Source organism: Streptomyces natalensis ATCC 27448, assembly GCF_000935125.1.
Taxonomy (GTDB): domain Bacteria; phylum Actinomycetota; class Actinomycetes; order Streptomycetales; family Streptomycetaceae; genus Streptomyces; species Streptomyces natalensis.
Genome location: NZ_JRKI01000026.1, coordinates 26844 through 48120, shown reverse-complemented (window position 1 = coordinate 48120; position 21277 = coordinate 26844). Strand labels below are relative to the sequence as shown.

At 66.3% G+C, this 21277-nt stretch carries 23 protein-coding genes and 2 pseudogenes; 14 read left to right on the top strand and 11 right to left on the bottom strand.

Annotation, left to right across the window (positions count from 1 at the left end):
- Positions 1-6 precede the first annotated feature (6 nt).
- Positions 7-1533: a hypothetical protein gene (locus SNA_RS15975; protein WP_044365552.1), complete on the top strand. Its 1527-nt coding sequence runs from the start codon at positions 7-9 to the stop codon at positions 1531-1533.
- A 137-nt stretch (positions 1534-1670) separates the two neighbouring features.
- Here SNA_RS15975 and SNA_RS15970 read toward each other — a convergent pair whose 3' ends face one another.
- The 3 genes from SNA_RS15970 to SNA_RS15965 are packed head-to-tail and all read right to left on the bottom strand — an operon-like array spanning position 1671 to position 2671.
- Complete coding sequence (locus tag SNA_RS15970) at positions 1671-1973, bottom strand: hypothetical protein (protein WP_030063138.1); 303 nt, start codon at positions 1971-1973, stop codon at positions 1671-1673.
- Positions 1970-2266, bottom strand: coding sequence for a hypothetical protein (locus SNA_RS42340; protein ID WP_157879937.1), 297 nt, complete (start codon positions 2264-2266; stop codon positions 1970-1972). The genes SNA_RS15970 and SNA_RS42340 overlap by 4 nt, the downstream gene beginning before the upstream one ends.
- Before the next feature lie 3 nt (positions 2267-2269).
- On the bottom strand, positions 2270-2671 hold the full coding sequence (locus SNA_RS15965; RefSeq protein WP_241779687.1) for a hypothetical protein: 402 nt from the start codon (positions 2669-2671) through the stop codon (positions 2270-2272).
- A 271-nt stretch (positions 2672-2942) separates the two neighbouring features.
- On the opposite strand from SNA_RS15965, the gene SNA_RS42335 reads away from it, so the two are divergent.
- Both SNA_RS42335 and SNA_RS15960 read left to right on the top strand, forming a co-directional pair.
- On the top strand, positions 2943-3203 hold the full coding sequence (locus SNA_RS42335) for an SOS response-associated peptidase family protein (RefSeq protein WP_157879936.1): 261 nt from the start codon (positions 2943-2945) through the stop codon (positions 3201-3203).
- Positions 3204-3427: 224 nt separating this feature from the next.
- Positions 3428-4144: a VC0807 family protein gene (locus tag SNA_RS15960; RefSeq protein WP_241779686.1), complete on the top strand. Its 717-nt coding sequence runs from the start codon at positions 3428-3430 to the stop codon at positions 4142-4144.
- Between the two features lie 271 nt (positions 4145-4415).
- On the opposite strand, the gene SNA_RS45005 is transcribed toward SNA_RS15960, so the two are convergent.
- A complete protein-coding gene (locus SNA_RS45005; RefSeq protein WP_338059808.1) occupies positions 4416-4706 on the bottom strand; it encodes an alpha/beta hydrolase in 291 nt (96 codons plus the stop codon).
- Positions 4600-5142, bottom strand: a complete 543-nt coding sequence (locus tag SNA_RS39635) for a hypothetical protein (RefSeq protein WP_338059809.1) — start codon at positions 5140-5142, stop codon at positions 4600-4602. The genes SNA_RS45005 and SNA_RS39635 overlap by 107 nt, the downstream gene beginning before the upstream one ends.
- Before the next feature lie 82 nt (positions 5143-5224).
- Between SNA_RS39635 and SNA_RS41265 the strand changes: the two are divergent.
- From SNA_RS41265 to SNA_RS15940, 4 genes and pseudogenes are all read left to right on the top strand, one after another.
- Positions 5225-5383 (top strand): annotated as a pseudogene (locus SNA_RS41265) (DNA helicase); the annotation flags it as partial.
- Between the two features lie 468 nt (positions 5384-5851).
- A complete protein-coding gene (locus SNA_RS39630) occupies positions 5852-7375 on the top strand; it encodes an FAD/NAD(P)-binding protein (protein WP_078969944.1) in 1524 nt (507 codons plus the stop codon).
- 160 nt (positions 7376-7535) lie between these two features.
- Positions 7536-8441 carry a formyltransferase family protein gene (locus SNA_RS15945; RefSeq protein WP_030063134.1) on the top strand — a complete coding sequence of 302 codons (906 nt, stop codon included), beginning with the start codon at positions 7536-7538 and terminating at the stop codon, positions 8439-8441.
- The gene (locus SNA_RS15940) at positions 8438-9688 is read left to right on the top strand and encodes an MFS transporter (protein ID WP_078969942.1); all 1251 of its coding nucleotides are present in this window, start codon (positions 8438-8440) and stop codon (positions 9686-9688) included. The genes SNA_RS15945 and SNA_RS15940 overlap by 4 nt, the downstream gene beginning before the upstream one ends.
- 107 nt (positions 9689-9795) lie before the next feature.
- On the opposite strand, the gene SNA_RS43875 is transcribed toward SNA_RS15940, so the two are convergent.
- Complete coding sequence (locus SNA_RS43875; protein ID WP_241779685.1) at positions 9796-9951, bottom strand: HNH endonuclease; 156 nt, start codon at positions 9949-9951, stop codon at positions 9796-9798.
- 237 nt (positions 9952-10188) lie between these two features.
- Here SNA_RS43875 and SNA_RS15935 point away from each other — a divergent pair.
- A pseudogene (locus SNA_RS15935) lies at positions 10189-11396 on the top strand (IS701 family transposase).
- 117 nt (positions 11397-11513) lie between these two features.
- Here SNA_RS15935 and SNA_RS15930 read toward each other — a convergent pair.
- The 4 genes from SNA_RS15930 to SNA_RS15920 all read right to left on the bottom strand — a co-directional run bounded on the left by SNA_RS15930 (position 11514) and on the right by SNA_RS15920 (position 15080).
- A complete protein-coding gene (locus SNA_RS15930) occupies positions 11514-12728 on the bottom strand; it encodes a metal-dependent hydrolase family protein (RefSeq protein WP_198535047.1) in 1215 nt (404 codons plus the stop codon).
- Between the two features lie 14 nt (positions 12729-12742).
- Positions 12743-13975 carry an MAB_1171c family putative transporter gene (locus SNA_RS43870; RefSeq protein ID WP_241779684.1) on the bottom strand — a complete coding sequence of 411 codons (1233 nt, stop codon included), beginning with the start codon at positions 13973-13975 and terminating at the stop codon, positions 12743-12745.
- 46 nt (positions 13976-14021) lie between these two features.
- A complete protein-coding gene (locus SNA_RS15925; RefSeq protein WP_241779683.1) occupies positions 14022-14570 on the bottom strand; it encodes an ImmA/IrrE family metallo-endopeptidase in 549 nt (182 codons plus the stop codon).
- 90 nt (positions 14571-14660) lie between these two features.
- Positions 14661-15080 carry a helix-turn-helix transcriptional regulator gene (locus tag SNA_RS15920; RefSeq protein WP_030063130.1) on the bottom strand — a complete coding sequence of 140 codons (420 nt, stop codon included), beginning with the start codon at positions 15078-15080 and terminating at the stop codon, positions 14661-14663.
- Positions 15081-15363: 283 nt separating this feature from the next.
- Here SNA_RS15920 and SNA_RS39620 point away from each other — a divergent pair, with 283 nt between their 5' ends.
- Both SNA_RS39620 and SNA_RS15915 read left to right on the top strand, forming a co-directional pair.
- Complete coding sequence (locus SNA_RS39620) at positions 15364-15672, top strand: hypothetical protein (protein WP_078969941.1); 309 nt, start codon at positions 15364-15366, stop codon at positions 15670-15672.
- A gap of 236 nt (positions 15673-15908) precedes the next feature.
- On the top strand, positions 15909-16250 hold the full coding sequence (locus SNA_RS15915) for a winged helix-turn-helix domain-containing protein (protein WP_198535046.1): 342 nt from the start codon (positions 15909-15911) through the stop codon (positions 16248-16250).
- Positions 16251-16268: 18 nt separating this feature from the next.
- Here SNA_RS15915 and SNA_RS15910 read toward each other — a convergent pair whose 3' ends face one another.
- Positions 16269-17777 (bottom strand): DHA2 family efflux MFS transporter permease subunit, encoded by a 1509-nt coding sequence (locus SNA_RS15910; protein WP_198535045.1) that lies wholly within the window; start codon positions 17775-17777, stop codon positions 16269-16271.
- Between the two features lie 86 nt (positions 17778-17863).
- Here SNA_RS15910 and SNA_RS15905 point away from each other — a divergent pair, with 86 nt between their 5' ends.
- The 4 genes from SNA_RS15905 (at position 17864) to SNA_RS15890 (ending at position 21275) form a co-directional block, all read left to right on the top strand.
- Positions 17864-18316 (top strand): MarR family winged helix-turn-helix transcriptional regulator, encoded by a 453-nt coding sequence (locus tag SNA_RS15905; protein WP_030063127.1) that lies wholly within the window; start codon positions 17864-17866, stop codon positions 18314-18316.
- Between the two features lie 114 nt (positions 18317-18430).
- Complete coding sequence (locus tag SNA_RS15900) at positions 18431-19198, top strand: thioesterase II family protein (protein ID WP_044365547.1); 768 nt, start codon at positions 18431-18433, stop codon at positions 19196-19198.
- Complete coding sequence (locus SNA_RS15895; protein ID WP_078969939.1) at positions 19185-19973, top strand: SDR family NAD(P)-dependent oxidoreductase; 789 nt, start codon at positions 19185-19187, stop codon at positions 19971-19973. Before SNA_RS15900 ends, SNA_RS15895 begins: the two co-directional genes overlap by 14 nt.
- 48 nt (positions 19974-20021) lie before the next feature.
- Positions 20022-21275: a pyridoxal phosphate-dependent aminotransferase gene (locus SNA_RS15890; RefSeq protein WP_241779682.1), complete on the top strand. Its 1254-nt coding sequence runs from the start codon at positions 20022-20024 to the stop codon at positions 21273-21275.
- Positions 21276-21277: the final 2 nt, after the last annotated feature.

Genomic DNA, 21277 nt, shown 5'->3' with positions numbered 1-21277 from the left:
TGTGACATGACCGATCACGCGCTACGGCTGCTGCGGCAGGACCGCCGCCTGGCCGAACTGGCCGCCTTCCCCTTCGACTTCGACCTGGACCGCGCCGCCCACGGCCATGTCGAGGAGGTCCACCTCGCCTCGGGCGGGCCGCTGGAGACAATAGCCGGGGACGATACCGGCGGTACGTACTTCGTGTGCGCGGACGGCTCGGTGCTCTACGCCGACTCGGAGGGCGCCGCGGGGATCATCGGCTCCAGTGTCGACGAGACCCTGGAGCTCGTGATCGGCCTGCCCGGCTGGCGCGACTACACACGTCTGTCGCCAGACGACGGCGAGGAGAAGATCCTGGCGTGCGTCGCGGAGACCGAGGACGAGATCCGTGAGTACTACGGAATCGACGAGGAGCGTGCCGAGCTCCGTGCGGCACTGGGCTTCCCGAAACGCTCCCCGGTCGAGCTGGTCGGCAGGCTGCGTGCCGCGCTGCTGCGCACCGAGCCGGAATTCATACTGCTCAACGCGGATGAGGGATGCGCGTACGACCGGATAGGCCCGCCCGGTCCCCCGCTGTGGGAGCCAGTGCTCGCGGCGGGCCGCGCCGATCTCGCCTGGCTGCGGGAAGGCGACCGCACGGCATGGCGTGAAGTCGCCGAGGACCCGGTGCGGCGCCGGATCACCCTGCGGGCCGCGCAGTTCGACCGCGCCGAGGGCGATCTGGACCTGCTGCGGCATCTACTGCGGCACGAGACACGGTCATCGATGACGGACGAACTACGGCTCGCGGCCGTGCTGGTGGGGCTGCGCGGGGACACCGGAGATCTGCCGCTGCTGCTTGAGGTCCGGGAGACGGACTTCGACACGGCGTGCGGCCTGGGCGGGATGCCGGAACCGGGCGCAAGCGCGGACGAGTTGCAACAGTGGGCGCGGACGCTCGACGAGTCGATGTTCGGGACGGACCCGTCGGACGAACCGGTCTCCACCTGGACCGACCTGGCGCGGGACCAGGGGATGACGGACCTCGCGCGGGTGACACTGATCCGCGAACTCGACAACATCTTCATGGACCAGAGCAGACTCCGCCGCTCCGAGGCGTCCCGCACCCTGGCCACGGCTCCGTTGAGAGGGCTCGCCCAGGACTTCGAGGAACTCGGCGACCTTCCCCAGGCACTGCGCGCCCAGCGCCTGTACGCCGCCCTTCAGGAGACGGCATGGGACCGGGCCTCGGCCCGGCACACCCTGGCCCGCCTGGAGCGGGAGGCGGGCCGGCTGCCGCAGGCGGCGGGCAGCCTGGCCGCCGTGCGCGACGCCCTGGCCACCCCGGGCGACGACTCACTGTGTCACTGGCAGCATGTCAACCTCGGCCGCTTCATCGCCGAGGAGCACTACCGGCTCACCCTCGCCCTTGCCGACGCGGGGCGCCCCGAGGAGAGCCGTGCCCTCCTCACAGCCGCCGACGCCATACTCGGCGAGCTCTCGGAGAACACCGCGAACGGCATCCGCGAGCTCGCCGGGCGAACCGCGGCGAGAGTGCGGGAGGTCAACTGAGGACGGACACGACGGGCGGGCCGGTCCGCCAGGAAGCAGTGGGCGCAGCGGGCCAGGTCTCCTCGCCCGCTGCTACGAGCGGCACACCACCGGCATCGAGGCGTTCTTCGTGGCGTGGGACTGGGCGCGTCGCGTTGTCAGGAACCGCAGTCGCGGCCGGCGTCGCACTGCCAGCCGGAGAAGCCGCCTTCGCGGGGATGCTCGACGGCGTGGTCGAACTGGATGAATCCCCAGGCGGCCCAGGCGATGAAGGCGATGCAGAGGGCGAGTCCGGTCCACAGGGCCAGCTTCTTCAGAAAGCCTCCGCGACCCGCGTCGTCCTTGTGGGCACCAGGCCCGTCCCCGCCGTCCCCGCCGTCCCCGTCATCCAGGAGCGCCGGACGGGTGGGTGCGGACGGCCGTGGCCGCGGTGCTCCGGCCGCCGAGTGCCGGCCCTTCATGAGTGGGCTGTCATCTCGTCGGACGAACCGGATACGTCGAAGCCGCGGGCCATTCCGGAGCTGTGGAGAGCCGGAATGGCCGATGATACGGCTGCTCGGTTGCTGCTGGCAGGTTGTGCCATGCATGTCCGCAGGTGCCTTTTGCCGTGGGCTTCACACCAGACCACGCCACCCCCGTACGGCCGTCCGCAGACACCAGCGTCCAACGTGTGGAGCCCTTGGGCGATCTCGTTGACGACGCGCTCGGTCTCGCGCCGGAAGGTGTGGCCGTCGTCGCTGATCGGTTCGGTCATCCCCTACCCCTTCACGCTACTGATCAGCATGTAGTAGAGCACCACGAGCGCGACAACAGAGCACGGGGCGAGTGCCGCGAGGGCGATGCGGTTGGCGGCGTGCTTCCTGCGCCAGGGCAGGATCCAGCTGGCGAGCAAGAGGGCGACGGGGACGAGCAGCCCGCAGAAGTAGCCGAGGAAGAGAGCCCCGAAGCGGTCCGCCTCGGCGCTGGAGCACGAGTCGCAGACCATCGGCGACATCATGCCCACGATGACGGCGAAGAACCCGGTGATCCCGGTGACGGCGGTCGAGGCGAGCGGCGCGATCCACGCGTTCGGGTCGGAATCGCCGTCCCCGTTGCCGGGTGAGCTACGGGTCGGCAGGGGGGTGGCCGGCATCCCGCCGAACGGCATGTGGTCGGACATGTACACCACTCAACCCCAGCGCCGGTCCCCGCACATGAGCCCTCGTACTCAGATCCGGACGCTGCCCAGCCACAACACCTCACGAGCGCGGCCCAGGTCCGCATCGTCACAGCCGACAGCCGCGACCGCGCCCAGCTGCTGCCCGACTGGTCTTCGTGCCTGCCGCCCGGGGAGGCTGCGGGCGTCAGCTGCCGTGCGGTGCGGCGCCCCGTACGGCAGGCAGAGGCACAGGCGCCGGCCGATGGCTCGCGGCGTGGCAGGGTGGGGATACGTGTGGCCGTTACGTCCCCCCCCCGGCGGTCCGCAGGATCTGGTCGGCCCGTTCGACGTCACGCGCTGGGATCCTGATCAGGTGCTGGACCCGAGCTGGAATGTGACTCCGACCAATGATGTGTGGTCGGTGCTGGAACGCGTCGAGCACGACACCGGCGAGATCACGCGGCAATTGCGGCCACTGCGCTGGGAGCTCCTTTATCAGGAGGAGGGCAGTCCTCCCACGGGTGTTCGCGGTCAAGGGGCCGGGCACAACTGAGCAGGTGGTGGGGATGGTCACAGAGAGCCATCAGCCCTGGACGGCGGGCTGTTCGCCGCGCGGGTGCCGGCCGCTCGTTCCACCCAGTGGTGGAGTGGGCGGGTGGAGGGCCGACCGGGTGGGGCCGACCCGGGGGACGATGCTTTTCCACCCACCCGGCTTCTAGCGTCGATGCAGGTCACCGAAGTGCCGGAGCGTCCGGTGCCGGACCGCTGGAGGCTGTCGTGGAAACCGTGCAGAGACGTCAGGCGGAGCGGTGGCGCGCCCTGGGCCTGTCGCTGAGCATGAACCTTTTCCTGCCGCTGGTCGTGTATTACGTGCTTCGGGCGCGGGATGTCGCGCAGTGGCAGGCCCTGTTGCTGAGCGGTGCGGTACCGGCGGTGCACGCACTCGCAACGGCCTTGGTGCGGCGGCGGGTGGAGTTCTTCGACGTGCTGGTGGTCGTGCTGTTGGCGGTGTCGGCGGGGCTGTCAGCGAGCAGCGGCAGTCCACGGGTGATGCTGCTGAAGGACGCGGCCATCCCTGCTGTTCTGGGGCTGTGGATTGGGGGCACCCTGTTCGCGGCCCGGCCGTTTGCGTATCACATCGGGTGTCGGCTGCGTGGGCCAGACGGTGCCCAGTCTGCTGAGCGTGTCTGGCGCGAACTGCCCGAATTCCGGGCGGCGTTGCGCGGACTGACCGCCCTGTGGGGCGGTGCCCAGCTGCTCGATGCCGCGCTGAGTGTGGTGTGGGCGCTGGAGCTTCCCGTCGACCTGGCACCGGTGGTCGGCAGGATCCACTCCTTCGCCCTCCTGGGTGCGATGGTGGCGCTGACAGCGCTCCGCAGCCGTGCCTTCAACGCCAGGTTCGGTACGCCGCTGTTCGGCGTCCGGGCACCGGTCGCATCGCAAGTCCCCTCCGGCGCCCCGGTCCACGTCGCGGACGATGCGATGGCGCGATGAGGGCAGGACGGCAGGACGGCATGACGGCATGACGGCATGACGGCATGACGGGATGGCGCGTGACGGGGTACGGAAGGTGAGGCGGGTGCACGGACCTCCGGATACGCGACCAGGTGGCGGTTCGTGCGTTCACCGTCCCCCTAGTGCGTCTACTTGTACTTGCCTGGCAACCCCGCGCGGCACGTAGGCCCACCAAAGCACGCATCACGCATGGGGTCTGGCCATGGACACAGCCAGCCCCCATGCGTGGGTGGCTCGGTGAGCGACGAGGTCAGAAGCTGGGCGCTCCCGGTACGGGGCGCGGGATCGGCGCGACGCCCTTGCGGGGGCCGGCGTTGTGGTGTGCGGACGGCTTGCAGGTGAGGTCCCGCGCCGGGAGTTGTCTGGTGCTCAGGTAGGCGTTGACCGCCCGGTTGGCGCAGGCGCGCGGGTCACCGGAGTAGACACCGTGTCCTTCACCGCCGGCGACGTACACCATGCGCGACCCCTTCAGGGCGCGATGCATGCCCAGACCGCTGGTCAGAGGCGTCTGGGAGTCCCACTGGTTCTGGACGGTGAGCAGGCCGACGTTGTTGTGCACGGCCGTGACCGGCTCGGCCGGCTTTGTTCCAGAAGGCGCAGGGTGTGATGTTGGAGCCGAAATCGCCGTACAGCGGGTACCTGGCCTTGTCCCGGATCGCGTCACGCCGGTACTGGTCGGGATCGCGTGGCCAGGCCGCGGTGTCGCCGCAGACGACGGACCAGAAGACGGCGGAGCCGTTGTCGTCCGGCAGTTGTTCGTCGGATGCGGCGAAGCGGCGCGGGCCCGGGACTTGGTCCGGCGTCGCGGAGCTGCGCGGGACGGGTTTGCCGTCGGCGGCCTTCTTCAGACCGGCGACGGTCTTGGCGGCGCTCTCCGGGCTGAAGAACTGGCGGCGCAGCGCGGCCCGGATGTCGTTGCTAACTCGCACTCCGATGTCGCAATGAACTCTCATGGAAATGTCTTCCTGATCAGTCAACTGAGCTGCAGTCGTAGGGGATTTATTACGACACTCACTGCTGCGTAGATGCGACATTTTGTGAGAAATGACAACACCCGAAGACAGCGAAGAGCACGACGAGACCGGCCGCCCGATCCCCGGCCCCATCGACGACGACGAGGCCCGCCTGGCCTACGTCGCCATCACCCGCGCCCGCCAACACCTCGACCTGGGCGGCCTTTCCTGGATCAACAACCACCCCGACGGACGCCCCTCATGAGCATGCGGCGCGCCTCCCCACGAATCCGATTCTCACTCACCGGCCGGGGGCTGGGAGGGCACGCAGCCGGGACGGCTTCGATTCCCCTCGGTCCCTGTACCACGGACAACGATCCCAGAGCTGGAAGCAGCCTGCATCTGTGAGGCGCCCCTGTTACAGCGGTAAGGGGTTTTACCTCCTCGGTCGGTTATGGCCCGGCGAGACCGTCAAGCCGCAGGCACGGGAACAGGCCCTCGGACGGAGCTTGCATGTCGTTGCCTGGCACGTAACACGCGCCCGTAAATCGGCCGAGAGTAATGCACGGGCTGTGTGCCCCTGAAACCTGTCTTCGGCGGAGTGTCTTGAACCAACCCTCAGGACCGGCTCGGAGGGCGATTTCCGTAGCCTTGTTCGCATGTCTTAGAGGTCCGCACGGTGGCTGGATTTTGCGGGATGGGCAACGATGATCTTGCTTGTTAGCCTCATGGAATGCATGTGAACACGGGAAGTTCCGGAGCCCCAGCAAGGGTCGTGGCCGTCGTGGGGTCGGGAGCCAGCGGTATTCTCACCACCATTCAGCTCATCGAGCAGGCGGGCGATGTCGACATCAAGGGGAGGTTAAGGATCCAGGTCTTTGATCGCGATGGCGACTTAGCCCGCGGGCCAGCCTATGGCACGCTTCATGATTGTCACATCCTTAACATGCGTGCATCTACCATGAGTATGTACGCTGATCGTCCGGAGCACTTCTGTGACTGGATGAACGTGCAGTTCAGGGAGGATGGTGGCGCGGTCTCGGGAGATGCGTACGTACCGCGGTCCCGATACGGCCGGTATCTGCGGGAGCAGTTGCTGAATGCCGTGGAAGGAGCCCAGCGGCAAGGCGTAGAAGTGGAGTTCGTGACCGCCGAGGTCACCGACTGCCTTCCCGGGTCCGGAAAGGCGCTCGTCCAGTGCGGGGACGTGATGTATCCCTGTGATGCGGCCGTATTGTGCTCCGGTGATATTGCGGGAAACAGGTTCCCTCAACTCACCGACACGCCGGGCTACATTTCCTCCGCGTGGCAATACGAAGCCATTGCCGGTATACACCAGTCGAGGTCGGTAGCAGTTATCGGATCCAGCCTGACGGCCGTCGATGTGCTGGTCATGCTGGACGCCTTGGGGCACCGCGGAGAAATTCACTGTGTTTCCCGGCTGCGGTCCCTGCCGAAGGTGCAGGGACCGCCCTCGCCCTGGGAGCTGCAATACGTCACCCGGGAGCGCGTCGAGAAGCTGACCGAACACGGCACGCGGCAGGCGGCGTTGGCCGAGATCGCCGCGCTCTACCGGCAGGAGGTCGAGCTGGCGACCGGAACTGCCGTGGACTGGGCAGCGGTGCTCGGATCCGCACATCGGCCCGTGGCCGACACCCTGCCCGAAGACATCCGGGAAGCCGCCGAGGGGCGCAACCGCTGGTACGCGGCACTGGACGCCACCGGGCACCTGGCCCCCTACCTGTGGAACCGGATGGACGACTCCTCCAAGGACGTCTTCCTGGCACGCTACGCTTCGCTCTGGGCGATGTACCGGCACAGCATGCCGCTGCCCAACGCCGAGAAGATCTGGCGGATGGTCCGCGAAGGGCAGTTGCACGCGCACACCGGATTCCGGTCGGTCACCCGCGCATCCGGCAGGAGTCACACCCTGACCTATGTCGCCGACGGGCGGGAGCACGAGATCACGGCCGACTATGTCGTGAACGCGACCGGCGCCTCGCCGGACATCACCGAGCTGGACGACCCGCTGATCTCCAACCTCCTCCACGCCGGCCGGCTGCGTCCCCACCGCCACGGCGGGATCGACGTGGACTTCGCCACCGGCCAGGTGATCGGTCTCGACGGCACCGCGAGCATGCCCATGTACTTCGTCGGGCCGCTCACCCGAGGCGTGCACTTCTACACCCATTCCGTGGAGACCCTGCGCACCAACGCCGCAGCCACCGCACGCGCCCTGTTGCGCGACCTCGACTGACCCGATTTTGCACCGGCTTGTGAGCACACGAAGCCGTGCACCCACACGCCCGCACGCCCCTACGTTCTGAAGCCTGTACGCCCAAGTCCCTATGCCTCAACTCCCTGAGCTCGCTGACTGCGCGCACGACCCACCCGGCACCACCACGAAAGACAGCTCCATGACCTTGCAGATCGCCTTCTTCATCGGCAGCGACGTCACGTCCCACCTCACCGTGAATGCGGCCATACGTTCCCTGGCCGGTGAGGACGTGGGAATCCACCTCTTCTACACCGGGCAGAAGCCCCCCTCATCGGCCCCGCGGGAACGCCGCGACCTCTACTTCATTGAGCACCAGCTCACCAATGGCGTGCTCTACCCCTACCTGGATGCCGCCAACGTCCCAGTCGGGCCGTACCAGACGCCGCTCGCCATCGCGCAGACAGCGCCGGGCCGGATCAGGAGCGAGCGTGTGTCAGAAATCAACTCACCCGCATTAATTGAAGAGTTGGTGCGCAAGGGTGTCACGCTCGGCTTCTCGGTGCGCTGCTACCAGAAGTTCGGGGCGGATATCATCCGCTACTTCTCGGAAGCCGCCGAGCACGCCGCACTGCTGAACCTCCACCCCGGAGCTCTCCCCGCCTACCGCGGAGTGCTCACCTACGCCCGCGCCATGGCGAACTCCGAAGAGCACGCCGGGTTCACGCTGCATCACATCAACGCCGACTGGGACGCGGGTAACATTCTCTCCTGCGTCACCCAGCCGCTGGACTACCGCAGTTCGGTGCTGGAGAACATGCTCCGACACCACCGCTCGGGTGCCGCCCTGATACGCGAGGCGGTTGTACAGACGACTGAGGGTGAGCGGCTGCTGAGCGTCCCCCAGCAGGAGTCTGCGGCTCGTTACTACACGCATGCCACGCCAGCAGAGCTGACGGAATTTCAGGACAAGGGTCTCGAGCTGTTCCGCGCCGAGGCCGTCATCGAGACGCTGGTGCGCGCCTTTTGTGTGGGTGATGACAGCACGGCCCGCGGGGCGCGCAAGCTCCTGCGGGACGCCGTGGTAGACGCCGGGATCCTGGCATGACGGCCGCGGCCGGCCTGGCGAAAGGCACCTCCGCTGGCAACGGTCTCGGGCGGGCGTTGACCGTCACGCTCACCCTGGCCTGCGCGATCTCCTCGTCCAACATCTACATCAACCAACCGGTCCTCACCGACATGGCGCACTCCTTCGGCGTCTCCGAAGGGGCCATGGGGTCGGTTCCCACAGCGACCCAGTTCGGCTACGCGCTCGGCATCCTGCTGTTGGTGCCCCTCGGCGACACCCGGGACCGCAGGAAGTTGATCCTGACGCTCGGCACGGCGACCACGGTGGCGCTGGCGGCCGCAGCAGTGGCGCCTGATCTCGCCGTGCTCACCGTGGTCAGCTTCCTCCTCGGGGCGCTCACACCGATCCCGCAGATCGTCATCCCGCTGGCAGTGGCGCTCTCCGGCGAGCGCGCCAAGGGGCGGACCGTGGGCGTCTTGCAAGGCGGTCTGCTGGTCGGCCTGCTGGCCTCCCGCGCCTACGCGGGCGCGCTCGCCGACCTGGTGGGCTGGCGCTGGGTCTACGGCTGCTCGGTCGCGCTGATGGTGATGCTGGTCGCCCTGCTGTTCTTCGCGCTGCCCAAGGGCATCACCGGCGCCTCCGCCATGCCGTACCGGGAGTTGCTGGGCAGTCTGCCGAAGCTGCTCGCCGACCACGCCTTGGTACGCCGGGTATGTCTGTCCGGTGCGCTGGTCGGCATCTCCTTCGGCGCCTTCTGGACGACGCTCGCCTTCGTCCTTCAGGACTCCTACGGCTACGGTCCCGGCATCGCCGGACTGTTCGGCCTGGTTGCCGCGGCGAGCGCACTGGGGTCGCCGCGAGCCGGGCGGCTGGCGGACCGCAAGGGCGGCAGGTACACGCAGACGATGTTGCTGATCGTTTCACTGGCCGGCTGGGCCGCGCTGGCCGGGGGAAAGAACTGGCTGGCCCTGCTGGTGCTCGGCGTCGTACTCCTCGATGTCGGCGTCTGGGGCAACCAGGTGGTCAATCAGGCCATGCTGTTCAAACTGGACCCGGCTCAGCACAGCAGGCTCAACACCCTCTACTTCACCACGCGATTCATCGGCATCGCGACGGGCTCCCTGGTCGGATCCCAGATCTGGAACGTGGGCGGGTGGTACGGCGTCGGAATCCTCGGCGTCGGCGTACTGCTGCTGGCCGCACCGATCCTGTGCACCACCCGGGACGCCGTGCCGGCGAGCGAGGACACCCAGGCGCCGACGGACATGGCCGCCAGGAAGGCCTGAGCCGCCCTCTGACACCCGTCGTCTGGACGAGCGTCCGTGTCGGGTGTCAGAGGGTCTGTCGGGCCACATCCGGCTCAAGCAAGCCACGAGGGCATCACCCGGACGGGCTACTCGGGAGTCCGCTTGCTGTCACCCGCATGGTGCTGGCGGTGGCAGTCGGCGTGTACCAGGCGGAGGTTGGTCCTTTGATCCGTGCCGCCGTCTCTGCGGTAAACGAAGTGGTGCTTGTTGAGCACTTTCTTCGATGCCGCGAACCAGTCCATCCACTCGCGTGGGCTGTCCGGTTCGTATTCGGCTCCGTCAATCAGCGCCTGTCGGCAGAGCGGGCATAGCCCCCTCTGCCGAAACGCGGGCGAGTTTCATGGGACAAACGCATGCAGGTGCACGTCGTGTGCTCGTCGCGCACCCTGTAGGTACACGCCGTCCGTTTTGGCGTTCGAGCTAGTAGTGCTTTGTTACGTGGTCTTGTCACGGTGGGTGTGTGGTAGTTCGCTGGTTGTATGAGGGCTGGGGAACTTGCTGAGTGTCGGGGCCGGTTGGAGGAGTTTGCTGGGGAGGTGTTCGCGCCGCTGGTGCGGCGGGATCAGCGTGAGAAGGGCGCCCTGTATCTGCGGGGGCTGCTGCTGGACGGCCGACGCAAGTCGATGCAGCCGATGGCTGAGCGCCTTGGGGAGGACCACCAGCAGCTCCAGCAGTTCATCACCTCCTCCACCTGGCCCTCCGATGCGCTACGAGCCCGGCTGGCATGGCGGGCCGTGCGGGTGGTCCGTCCTCAGGTCTGGGTGGTGGACGACACCGGATTTTCCAAGGACGGCATCTCCTCGCCCGGTGTGGCCCGGCAGTACTCCGGCACGCTGGGCAAGGTCGGCAACTGCCAGATCGGAGTCAGTGTCCACGCCGCCTCCGACACCGCCTCTTGTCCCGTGTCCTGGCGACTGTTCCTGCCCGAGAGCTGGGATGTGCCCGAGGCGGTCGGCCGCAGGAACCGCTGTCGCATCCCCGACGACGAACACCACCGCCCCAAGTGGCAGCTTGCCCTGGAGATGCTCGATGAACTTGCCGGAACCGGCCTGAGCTCGCCGTGCTGGTCGCGGACACCGGATACGGCGCCAACGCCGAGTTCCGCCGCGGTCTGGAAGAGCGCGGCCCGGCCTACGTCCTGCAAGCCAAGGCCGAGATGACCGCCCACGGTGAGGCCGCCGAACCCCACCAGCCTGCATACAGCGGACTGGGGCCCAGGCCCCTTCCGCGTAACCGCACCCGCCCGGTGTCCTTGCGTGACCACGTGCTGGCCGCAGGGCGGAGCCAGGGACGGACCCTGACCTGGCGCAGGGGTTCCAAAGCTGCGATGAGCTCGCACTTCGTGCTGGTGCGGGTCCGTCTTGCCGGGCGTCGGCCAAAGCCTGCCGCGGACGGCACGATCCCGCTGAGCTGGCTGATCGCCCAGTGGCCCGAGGACGCAAACGAGCCTGTCCAGTACTGGATCTCGAACCTGCCAGCCGATATCCCCGCCCGCGACCTCGTCCGCATCGCGAAGTTACGGTGGCGCATCGAGCACGACTACCGAGAGCTGAAAACCGCCCTGGGCCTGGACCATTTCGAGGGCCGCTCGTTCACCGGCTGGCACCGCCACGTCGCCCTGGTCACCGCCGCCCACCTGTTCCTGACCGAACAACGGAGGAACCCAAAAGCCCCTGCCAGGGCCTGACCCTCTACCAGGCCCTGGACCTCCTCCAATACCTCCTGGCCACCTGGACCGGCACCTGCCCGACCTGCCATCAGCCCACCCCATGGCAGCCCTACGACACCACCTAACAAAGCCCTACTAGTCGGGGTGGATGAGGCGGCCCGCTCGGATCACGGTTTGGATGTCGAGCAGAGTTTCCAGGCGGTGCAGGGGATTGTCGATTACTGCGATGAGGTCGGCGTCGTAGCCTGCGGCGATTCTTCCTTTGCGATCGGCTAGTCCGCATGATTGTGAGGCGAGGGTGGTGGCCGAGGCCAGGGCTTCGGTGTTGGTGAGGCCGAGAGAGGCGAAGTGGATGATCCCGTGGGGGAGCACGCCGTGGGGTTTGCGGGGACCGGCCCCGGCATCGGAGCAGCAGACGAGCTTCGCTCCCTCACGGTGCATCCGTGCGAAATTCTCGCTCCGTTGCTCTACTCGCCTGGCCATGTGGGGCGCGATCATCGAGCCTTCCGGGAGCCATGCTTCGGTGGCGCCGACGAAGATGCCCGCCTGCACTAGGGCCGCAATGGTGTTCCAGTCGGGTTCGATGCCGTCTTCGGTGAAGAAAGAGACGTGTTCGATGCCGTCGACGCCGGCGGCGACGGCGTCAGCGATTCCCTGGGGACCGTGAGCATGCGCGGTGACTGGCCTGCCGTGCGCATGGGCTGTTCGCGTTGCCGCTGCAAGTTCGTCGAGTGTGTACTGCGACTGATGCGGTCCCCATCCGGGAGTGATCACGCCGCCGGTTGCCATGATCTTGATGACGTCGGCGCCGTGTGCGATGCGCTCCTTAACTGCGGCCTGCACGGCCGTGATGCCGTCGGCTTCGCCACCCAAGAACCAGCAGTGCCCGCGAGACCGTGTAAGGGGCGGTCCTGCGGCGAGCATCTCCGGTCCTACCTCCGTTCCGGCCGTGTAGCGGTCACGAAGTGATACGGCGAGATGATGACGATCGCCGAGGTCTCGTACGGTGGTGATACCCGCCCGCAGCTGTTGCCCGGCGTGGACGCGCATGCGAGCCAGGGTTGTGTGGGCATCTTCTTCTGCCATCGCCTGCTTCGACTTGCTGTTGGGGTCGAAGGCGAGGTGCACGTGAGAGTCGATCAGCCCGGGCAACAGCGTGGCGTCACCGAGGTCCAGAACGTGCAGGTCTGCAGAGGGATGCGCCCCGGTCATGTCGACACCTGCAATGCGCGAGCCATCGATGAGCACAAGTGGGCGCCCGGATCGCAATGCGTGCCCGTCAAAGAGGCGCGCCGCGCGGACGGCCCAGGTCCGTCGATGCTGAACCTGTCGTTCACTGCTGGCAACCACCCCGATGCTCCTCCTCATCGTTCAGTCCGCTGACTGCAGCGATCAATCACCGATGCTGCGACAACCGGCGAGTGCATGAAGGCTCGTGCGAGCTGCGACAGCCAATGAGCTTCACTGGCTAGATCGTCACCACCGGACAGATCGGAGAGCACGTGGAAGTCATCACGGGCTCTTGACTCAACTGGAACAGAGCCCCCTTTCACTTTGGCCCCCAATGCTGCCTTGAGCTGGGCCGCTTCAATTACTGCCCGAAGCTCATTGCCGGCTAGGCCAGCTTCCCTGCCCAGCTTGGCCGTCCTCACTGATATCTCAGAATTCATATAGGGGCGCAACGCAATCTGCCCGTCACGGATCTCGATGATCCGGCGATACAAGCGATAGTTCAGGTTTGACAAGGTCGATGCCGGGGGAGGCAGTACGATCTCGGGAAGCTCTTGATACATCGCGAGCCACAATGGGTGAAGGCTGCGGTAGGTGCGGTAATTGTTCCACCAAGTATGCAGGGTCGAAAGGTGAGGTCCCCAGGACGGTATGGTGAGACCGCCGACGATGAGTGGTATGCCAATCCCCGCGCCCAGTAATGTCAATATCTCCCACTTCAGTGGGTTGAGATCGAGTTGTTCGATGACGACATCCGAAGCCCGGTTCACGAAGTTGATCGAATAGATCAGTGCACCCATGGCTGTGACGCGCAACCCACGGCGCAGCCATGGGTGCCCTGAGACTTCGGCGTATTTGCGACACAGACGAGCGATCTCGACCAGTGCCACCAGCAGCGTGCTCACGTACAGGAGCAAATACACATCTACCACGGGCCGATTAGCGTTCTGCACGAGATAGTGTGTTGAGCGTCCCGATGACCCGGCTGCCGCCGCTATCCACAATGACAGCATCGTGAGCATTACGATCACGGCTATACCAAGTCGCCACCGAGCTCTCGGCCACGCCTGCTCGGGCGCGTGCGCCCAGAACACCAGCACTACGAGCACTGCGGCGCTGAAGGCCACGCCACCGAGAAGGTGTATACACAGTGCCGCTATGTCAGGTATACCAAGTTGCCGGTCAACGGCCCGAGCCACCACAGGCGTTGCGAGCACGAACGCCGTGCCCTTCAAAGCGAAAGCGGTCAATAAAGCGAGCAGCGCCGGGGCGCGCCGTTCGAACCTCAGGCTGCGGATCTTATAGAAGAATGCCGCCCAACATAACGTAGCAAGCAGGGGGAAGACAATGCTCTCGGCTCCGGTCACAGCAACTCCAATGAGCAGGTGGATCAGAGGGCGGACCTACCTACCTCTATGATGTGCTGGTTGGAGAGTTCTTCAGCGAGCGTTCAATCCGTGCGACGGTCTCAGCGGCCTCGGGGGGCACCTTCCAGGTGGTTCCGGGGGGCCGGCGATTGGCTCGTTCGAGAATTAACGAGGCCATGATCTCCGCCTCTTCCTCCTGTCTGTCGGAGTAGGTCGTGCGGCCGAATATATCGCGCAGCAGCTCAGGATTGAGGTCCGGGAACAGCTGGTTCATGCTGGCCTTGTCGAGTTCACCGGTCCCGCGATGACAGCAGATCATATGGGCGAGTTCGTGGGCGATGATGTGCTCCTGGTGGAGTTTGCTGGTGTTGGCCTCGTAAATGATGTAGTCGGCATCGTTGGTGGCTATCCAGAGTCCGCAGGGGTCGGACGCCTGCATCACCATGGGGATGAGGTGGATCGGGTGCCCCCGTTGCCGGCCGATGTGCTCGCACAACATCCTGGTGTCAAAAGCCCCTGGAAGCCTTAAGCTCGCCAGCTGCTGCTGGCAGTTTTCCAGCAGCTGCGCTGAGCGTTTACGTTGCGTTCGGTTCACACGTCGAGGTAATTTGGTCATGGCCCGGCGTCACTCACTCCCTCTTGAATCCATCTGTGGCTGCCGCGTCGGTCTCGGAGTGAGGGGAGATCAGGACCCGCTGGTCTGTTCCGAGTCAGTCTTGGGCTGACGCATCTGCGTGATCTCCTGGATGATGCGGACCATGGATTTGCGGGTTTGATCGTCCAAATTCATGATCCTCAAGGCAACATCCCGTACATCTGCGTCGCGCATCGCGGTAGCCAATGCGAACTGGGACTCGATGCGGGCGGCTAGATCTTCGTCGAAGAAGTAGGCGACCGGCACACGGAAGAACGCTGCGAGAGCCTCAAGGTGCCGCTTGGTGGGGTTGTCGCGCTGCCCGGTCCGCAGCTGCCAGACGTACGTCTTCGAGAATGTGCCGCCGCTCAACTTGCTGCAGCCACGGGCGACTTCTTCGTAGGTGTACTCGCGTCCATTCGTCCGGATCGTGGTGAACAGCCTGTCGATCTTGTCGGCCAGGGATGACATACAGGCTCCTTACGTTCGCCAGGATGACCGTCGGACTAGGTCAACATCCATGCTAGTTGACAGAGTTCATCCGTGTCTCTACGGTACAGAAGCTGGCAGCGAAGGTGGACGGGGGGTCCATGTCTGTTTGCTCACATGAACAAGGTTCTGTGTGGACAGGACGTCCATCTCGCCCCAACCCCTGCGCTGATGTCTCTGGCAGGTGAACTGGCACGTGATGCATGTCTTCCCTTCCTCGGTGAAGAAGCAGATAACTGCAGTTCGTTGCTCCTGTCCTGAGGTCATGGGTATCAACTCCCCTCTCTCGCCCCACCTTTCACTTCTGGAGGGGGAGAACCCGCGGCACATCTGCGCCCTGACCAACGTGCAGACGGCGCTGCCGCCGATCACGGTGCACCGCCCCACGATGCGGAGCGTCGACGGTGTACACCGGCTGCGCGCGGCCGCGCTGCGCGGGGACGACGGGTACGTCGAGCCCCGGTTCGTCGAGGGCAGCGCAGAGGGCGCCCCAAGCCATCGACTGGAAACTCCACTCGCACCTCGTCGCATGGCGAGGTGCGCGCTTGCTCTCCTGCCACCATGCCACTTCTGAACAGCGGCCCCTCGCCGCGACCCGGTCGGTCGCGGCGATGAGAGGCCGGCTGGAGGTTGATTGTGTTCGGCAAAACGAACGGTGAGGTTCCGCTCGTGCGATGGCCCGCACAGGCGGAGTTACGGAACCAGTACATGAGGGATGGAATCCCACGACTGCTCGTCATCGAAGGTGACGCGAGCCCTCCGGTGCCCAGCGACCCGTACGAGGACTGGGTACGGCCTCCGATCTCACGCTTGGATCTGCAGGCCAGGGTCGCGACGTTGAGAAGCAGACTGATCGACGGCAATGTGCCGTCGATCGACTCCGTCGGCCGTCTGTCCTTCGGTTCACGGGCCGTCACGGTGTCGAGCACCCAGGTGCAGTTGATGGAATTGTTCGTCGCGCGGTTCCGGGAGGTTGTCCACCGGGACGAACTATGGCAGCGACTTACCGAGCATTCGGTGGGCGTGCCGACCAGGAACTCGCTTGATCTCCACATCCGGAGGCTTCGGCAGCGCATCGCCATCGTCAAACTCTCCCTTGAGACAGTGCGGGGGCGCGGGTATCTGCTCCAGCCCTGTTCCACCGTCGTCTGATCAACGTCTGGACGTGGACTACCTCCGGTGCCTGCCGGTTGGCGCCATGCACCCGCGGAGGGAGGCGGACCTGGGCCGGTCCGCACGGTGCCGATGCCGCTGCGGGGCCTGCTGGTGGCGCCGTCGTCGCCGTTCCTCGATCGTCAGCCAGGTCGCCAGGACTACCGCGAGGAAGATGGCCCCGGCCAGGCAGAGGCAGGCCGTGTGGAACGCGCCGATCGTGGCTGCACCGTCCTTCTCGAGGATCAGGACGAGCATCACGCTGCCGACCGAGCCCCCGAGACGTTGGATGATGTTGGCTTCCGAGGTGGCATCGGGGAGCCGGTCGCGCGGCACGGTGGCGTAGGCGACGGACAGCGCGGGCATGGTTGAGAGCCCGAGGCCGAATCCGGTGACGGCCTGGAGGGCTTCGATCACGACGAAACTGGCGTGGGCATCGAGGAAGACCAGTGGCAGCACGCCGACAAGACTTGTGGTCAGGCCGAAGAGGGTGACGATCCCGCCGCCGATCCGGTCGGTGGCCGGGCCGCCGAAGGGCATCGACAGCGCGGTGCCGCCGCCGATCCCGAGCATCAGCAGACCGGTGTGGATCACGCTCTGGTGCCGGATGAGCTGGAAGTACAGCGGGAAAAGGATCATTGTCCCCAGCAGGGCGGCCCCGGTCAGGAACACCGAGGAGGTCGCGGCCGTGTAGATGCGGTTGGCGAACAGCCGCAGGTCGAGCACGGGGGTGGCGACGGTGAGGCTGCGCCAGATGAACAGGACGAGCGCGACGATCCCCAGCGGGAGGGTGGCCAGTACCTGCGGGGAGATGACTCCGTGGTGCCGGCCGATGACGGTGACGCCGTAGATGATCAGCGGGAGACCGCCCGCGATCAGTGCGAAGCCACCGAGGTCGAACGGCCTGCCCGCGGTGGGCTTGCCACGGGGAACCAGCAACAGGCCGAGCACCAGGGCCAGGAGGCCGACCGGGACGTTGACCAGGAACAGCCACCGCCAGGACAGGTTGCTGATGAGCAGGCCGCCGATGGTCGGGCCGATGACGGGGGCGAGCACCACGACGATCTTCGTGGCGTTCAGCACCCGGCCCATCCGCTCGGGACCTGCGGCCTGGCCGATCAGGGTCTGGCCGGTCGGGACGAGCAGCGCTCCGGACAAGCCCTGCAGGGCGCGCAGGCCGACGAGGACCGGCAGGTTCGGCGCCGGCGCACACAGCGCGGAAGCCGCGGTGAAGGCGACCAGGGCGCCCAGCCACAGACGGCCGACGCCGAGCCGCCGGCTCAGCCACGCGTTGAGCGGTAAGGAGGCGGCGAAGGCAATCAGGTAAGCGCTGGTCACCCACTGCACGTCCGGCAGCGGCGCTTTGAAGTCCCGGCTGATGGTGTTGAGCCCCACATTGACCAGGGACGAGCCGAGGGTCGTCATGAACGAACCGAGGATGACGACGCCCGCGAGCCGCCACACCTCAGCCGGCACCTTGGCCTGCGGAGTCGGCCGGCTGGGCGGACTGGTGGTCGATATGGACATCTTGGCCCCCGTGGCTGCTACTGACAGTTCGCGATCGTGGGAATTCCCATTAATAGGTATACCTATGGTTGCGGTACGCTGCAACCATGTCGACCGAAGAGCCCCTCGAGCGTCCGCCCGTCCTCCTCCATCTGCCGGTCTTCGCTCTCGCGCACTTCGGCCGGGTCGCCCGCGGCGCGGCCAAGAACGCGTTTGCCGGTCAAGGGCTGTCCTCGCGGGCCCACTTCGTCCTGCTGTGCCTTGACGAGTACGGTGAGCTGTCCCAACGTGAGCTGTCCGACCGCATCGCGATGGACCGCAGCGACCTGGTCAAACTCCTCGACGAGTTGGAGCGGACCGGGCAAGTCCGGCGGCAGCCCGACCCCCGCGACCGCCGTCGCCACGCCCTGGTCATCACCGCCGCCGGCATGGAGACCCTCAAGCAGGGCGAGCGCATTCTCCACCAGGCGACCGACGAGGTCCTGGCACGGCTCAGCACCGAACAACGAGCGGAACTGCAACGACTGGTCCTACAGGCCCTCGGCGCGGATCAGAACTGAGCGCCGTCGAGAAGGCCTGACCGAAAGCTGAAAGATTCGCGGTTGGCGTCCGGTAATCATGCGACGCTCACGATCGTGAACAACCTTTCGTTTTCGGGCAGTTAGGCTGCGATCTTGACTGGTGATCATCATTGGGGATGGGTTCGGCGGCTGAACGCCGTCGAGCATCCGAGGTTACGACTGGTCTGCTTTCCGCATTCCAGCGGATCGGCGGGAAGCTTCCATTCGTGGTGTGCGGAGCTGCCGCCGGATGTGCAGCTCATGGCGGTGCAGTACCCCGGTCGGGGAGATCGGCTGCCGGAGGCGCCGGTCGCCAGCGTTGCCGAAATGAGTACGCACGTTGTGGCGGAGCTGATGCGGCTTGAACCGCGCGAACTCGTGCTGTTCGGACACAGCCTGGGTGCCTTGGTCGCATACGAAACGGCAATGGCACTGCGCGACCGGAATCGGCCGCCGCACTACCTGTTCGTATCCGGATCGCGCTCTCCGTGGCGGGCCGGCCGCGGTCACGTGCACCTGGCCACCGACGAGGACCTGTGGTCGTCCGTATGTGAACTCGGCGGAGTCGAACAGGAATTGATGGACAACCTGGAACTGCGCGACCTGGTGCTGCCGGCCCTGCGGTCCGATCTCATGGCGAACGAGACCTATCAGCCCCGGTGCGACGCCGAACCGCTGCCCTGTGCGGTTCGCTGCTACTACAGCCCGGAGGATCCGCTGGCGAACGGACCGCTCCTGGGCGAGTGGACGAAGGCCACGGACGAAGGCCTCACACTGTGTGCGCGACCCGGTGGCCATTTCCACCTACAGGTCGACACCGCCGGTCTGGTCGACGACATCATGACCACTCTCGCCGGGAAGTGTGAAAGTGTCCGAGCCTGAGTGGAGCGGGTACGAAGGGCGGGGCGGCCCCGACCTCACCGGGAAATCGGTGGTGGTGACCGGCGCAGGGACCGGAATCGGCAGCTGCATCGCGGAATGCGTGGCCATGGCGGGAGCTGACGTCACGGTCGTTGGACGCAGGCAGGCGCCGCTCGACGAACTCGCCGAGCGGGTCGGAAAGGCGCTCCACGCTGTTCCGGCCGACATCACCGCGCCGGGCGCGGCGGAACGAATCATCCAAGCGGCCGTCGACAGGTTCGGAAAGCTCGACGCGGTCGTGAACAACGCCGGAGTCGCCCGCTTCGGCCGGCTGGAAGAAATCGACCCCGCGGAATTCGACACCATGCTCCGGGTCAATGTGCGCGCTCCCGCCGAGCTGATCCGCTGCGCCCTTCCGCAACTACGGGCGAAACGCGGTTCGGTGGTCAACGTCTCGTCGGTCGGAGGCGCCCTGTCCATGCCCGGACGCGCCTTCTACGGTGCGAGCAAGGCCGCCCTGAACAGCCTGACCCGCTCGCTCGCCCGGGAGTTGGCACCGCAGGTGAGGGTCAACGCAATCCTGCCGGGCCCGGTCGACACGCCGATGTGGCGTGATGCGGGCATGACCGAAGCCGAGCAGCGGAAGTTGCACGACGACCTTTCCGCAGCGACCCCCATGGGGCGGTTCGGTGACGGTCACGAGATCGGCCGCTGGGTTTGCTGCCTACTTGACCCGAACCTGTCCGGCTGGGTCACCGGTGCGTTGATCCCCGTCGATGGAGGCCGTACGGCATGAGTTGGCGGACAGACGCCGCCCTACCAGGAACACGGAGGTGAAACGATCGTGCACAACGCAGAGATCGAATCGAGGGACCGGGTGCCTCTCGCCGCGACGATTCCGTCGTCATGTCTCCACGAGATCTTTCGTGCGGCGGAGGTGAGGGAGCGGGAAACCGGTACCGAGGTGGTGAAGCTTCACGTCGGCGACCCCTACTTCGACCCGCCGGCCGAGGTGGCTGACGCGCTGCACGCCGCGATCCGGCGGGGCGACACGAAGTACACGTCCGTGGAAGGCGTCCTGGAGCTGCGCGAGGCCCTGGTCGAGAAGCTGTCCATGGAGAATGGCCTGGACACGGCGGTCTCCCGGGTCTTCGTGACCCCGGGATCGGCCCAGGGGCTGACCGCGCTGCTGCGGTCCATCGTCGAGCCCGGAGCCGAGATCCTGTTGCCCGAGCTCCACTGGCCGGTCCACTTGCAGCAGAGCCTGTTCGCCGGGTTCCGTCCGGTCTTCTACCCGCTCGGCCCCGGCTTCCGTCCGGATCCGGAGGCAGTCCTCGCGGCCGGGACCCCGCGGACCCGAGTGCTGCTGTTGAACTCCCCAGCCAATCCGACGGGAGTGGTCCTGGACGCCGACACGGTCCACAGGCTGCTGGAGATTGCGCGCGAGCAGGGCTGGCAGGTCATCAGCGACGAGGCGTACGAGCACTACGTCTACGAGGGCGAACACACGTCTGTGGCGGCGCTGGAGCGGGACGTACCGGTCGCCCAGCGGATCGTACACAGCGTCTACAGCTTCTCGAAGAGCGCGGCCATGACGGGCTATCGGCTGGGATATGTGGTCACCGCCGACGACCGGACCGCGGATGCCATGCGGGTCGTCCAGGAAGCCGGCATCATCGCGCCGTCGACACCGGTGCAGTACGCGGGAATCGCCGCGCTGCACGCCCGTTCCGCCATAGAGTCCAACGCCAAGCTGGTGTCCCACAACCGCAACGAGCTGCTCCCACCGCTGCGTGACGCGGGACTGCTCGCCGAGCTGCCCGCCGGCGGCTGGTACGCCCTGTTGGACGTACGGAAGACCGGGCTCGATGCAGAAACGTTTTCCTCGCGCCTGCTGGACAGCAAGGGCGTGGCGGTTGTACCAGGAGCCGGGTTCACCCTGCGGCCCACACTCGGGGACACCGGGCGGGTGCTCTCCCTCGACTCCGCACCGTGGGCGCGGAGTCTGATCCGGATCGCTTTCTGCGGCAGTCCGGAACTACTCGACATCGGTGTAAAGCGAATCCTCGACTTCGTACGAGACCTTGCCGCGGAGTGACA

Coding starts and splice junctions, on each gene's coding strand:
- SNA_RS15940 (WP_078969942.1), top strand. CDS start 8,438: ATGACGGCCGCGGCCGGCCTGGCGAAAGGCACCTCCGCTGGCAACGGT.
- SNA_RS15965 (WP_241779687.1), bottom strand. CDS start 2,671: ATGTCCGACCACATGCCGTTCGGCGGGATGCCGGCCACCCCCCTGCCG.
- SNA_RS15920 (WP_030063130.1), bottom strand. CDS start 15,080: ATGTCATCCCTGGCCGACAAGATCGACAGGCTGTTCACCACGATCCGG.
- SNA_RS39630 (WP_078969944.1), top strand. CDS start 5,852: ATGCATGTGAACACGGGAAGTTCCGGAGCCCCAGCAAGGGTCGTGGCC.
- SNA_RS39620 (WP_078969941.1), top strand. CDS start 15,364: ATGGGTATCAACTCCCCTCTCTCGCCCCACCTTTCACTTCTGGAGGGG.
- SNA_RS15975 (WP_044365552.1), top strand. CDS start 7: ATGACCGATCACGCGCTACGGCTGCTGCGGCAGGACCGCCGCCTGGCC.
- SNA_RS43875 (WP_241779685.1), bottom strand. CDS start 9,951: ATGGACTGGTTCGCGGCATCGAAGAAAGTGCTCAACAAGCACCACTTC.
- SNA_RS15970 (WP_030063138.1), bottom strand. CDS start 1,973: ATGAAGGGCCGGCACTCGGCGGCCGGAGCACCGCGGCCACGGCCGTCC.
- SNA_RS15945 (WP_030063134.1), top strand. CDS start 7,536: ATGACCTTGCAGATCGCCTTCTTCATCGGCAGCGACGTCACGTCCCAC.
- SNA_RS15905 (WP_030063127.1), top strand. CDS start 17,864: ATGTCGACCGAAGAGCCCCTCGAGCGTCCGCCCGTCCTCCTCCATCTG.
- SNA_RS42340 (WP_157879937.1), bottom strand. CDS start 2,266: ATGACCGAACCGATCAGCGACGACGGCCACACCTTCCGGCGCGAGACC.
- SNA_RS15910 (WP_198535045.1), bottom strand. CDS start 17,777: ATGTCCATATCGACCACCAGTCCGCCCAGCCGGCCGACTCCGCAGGCC.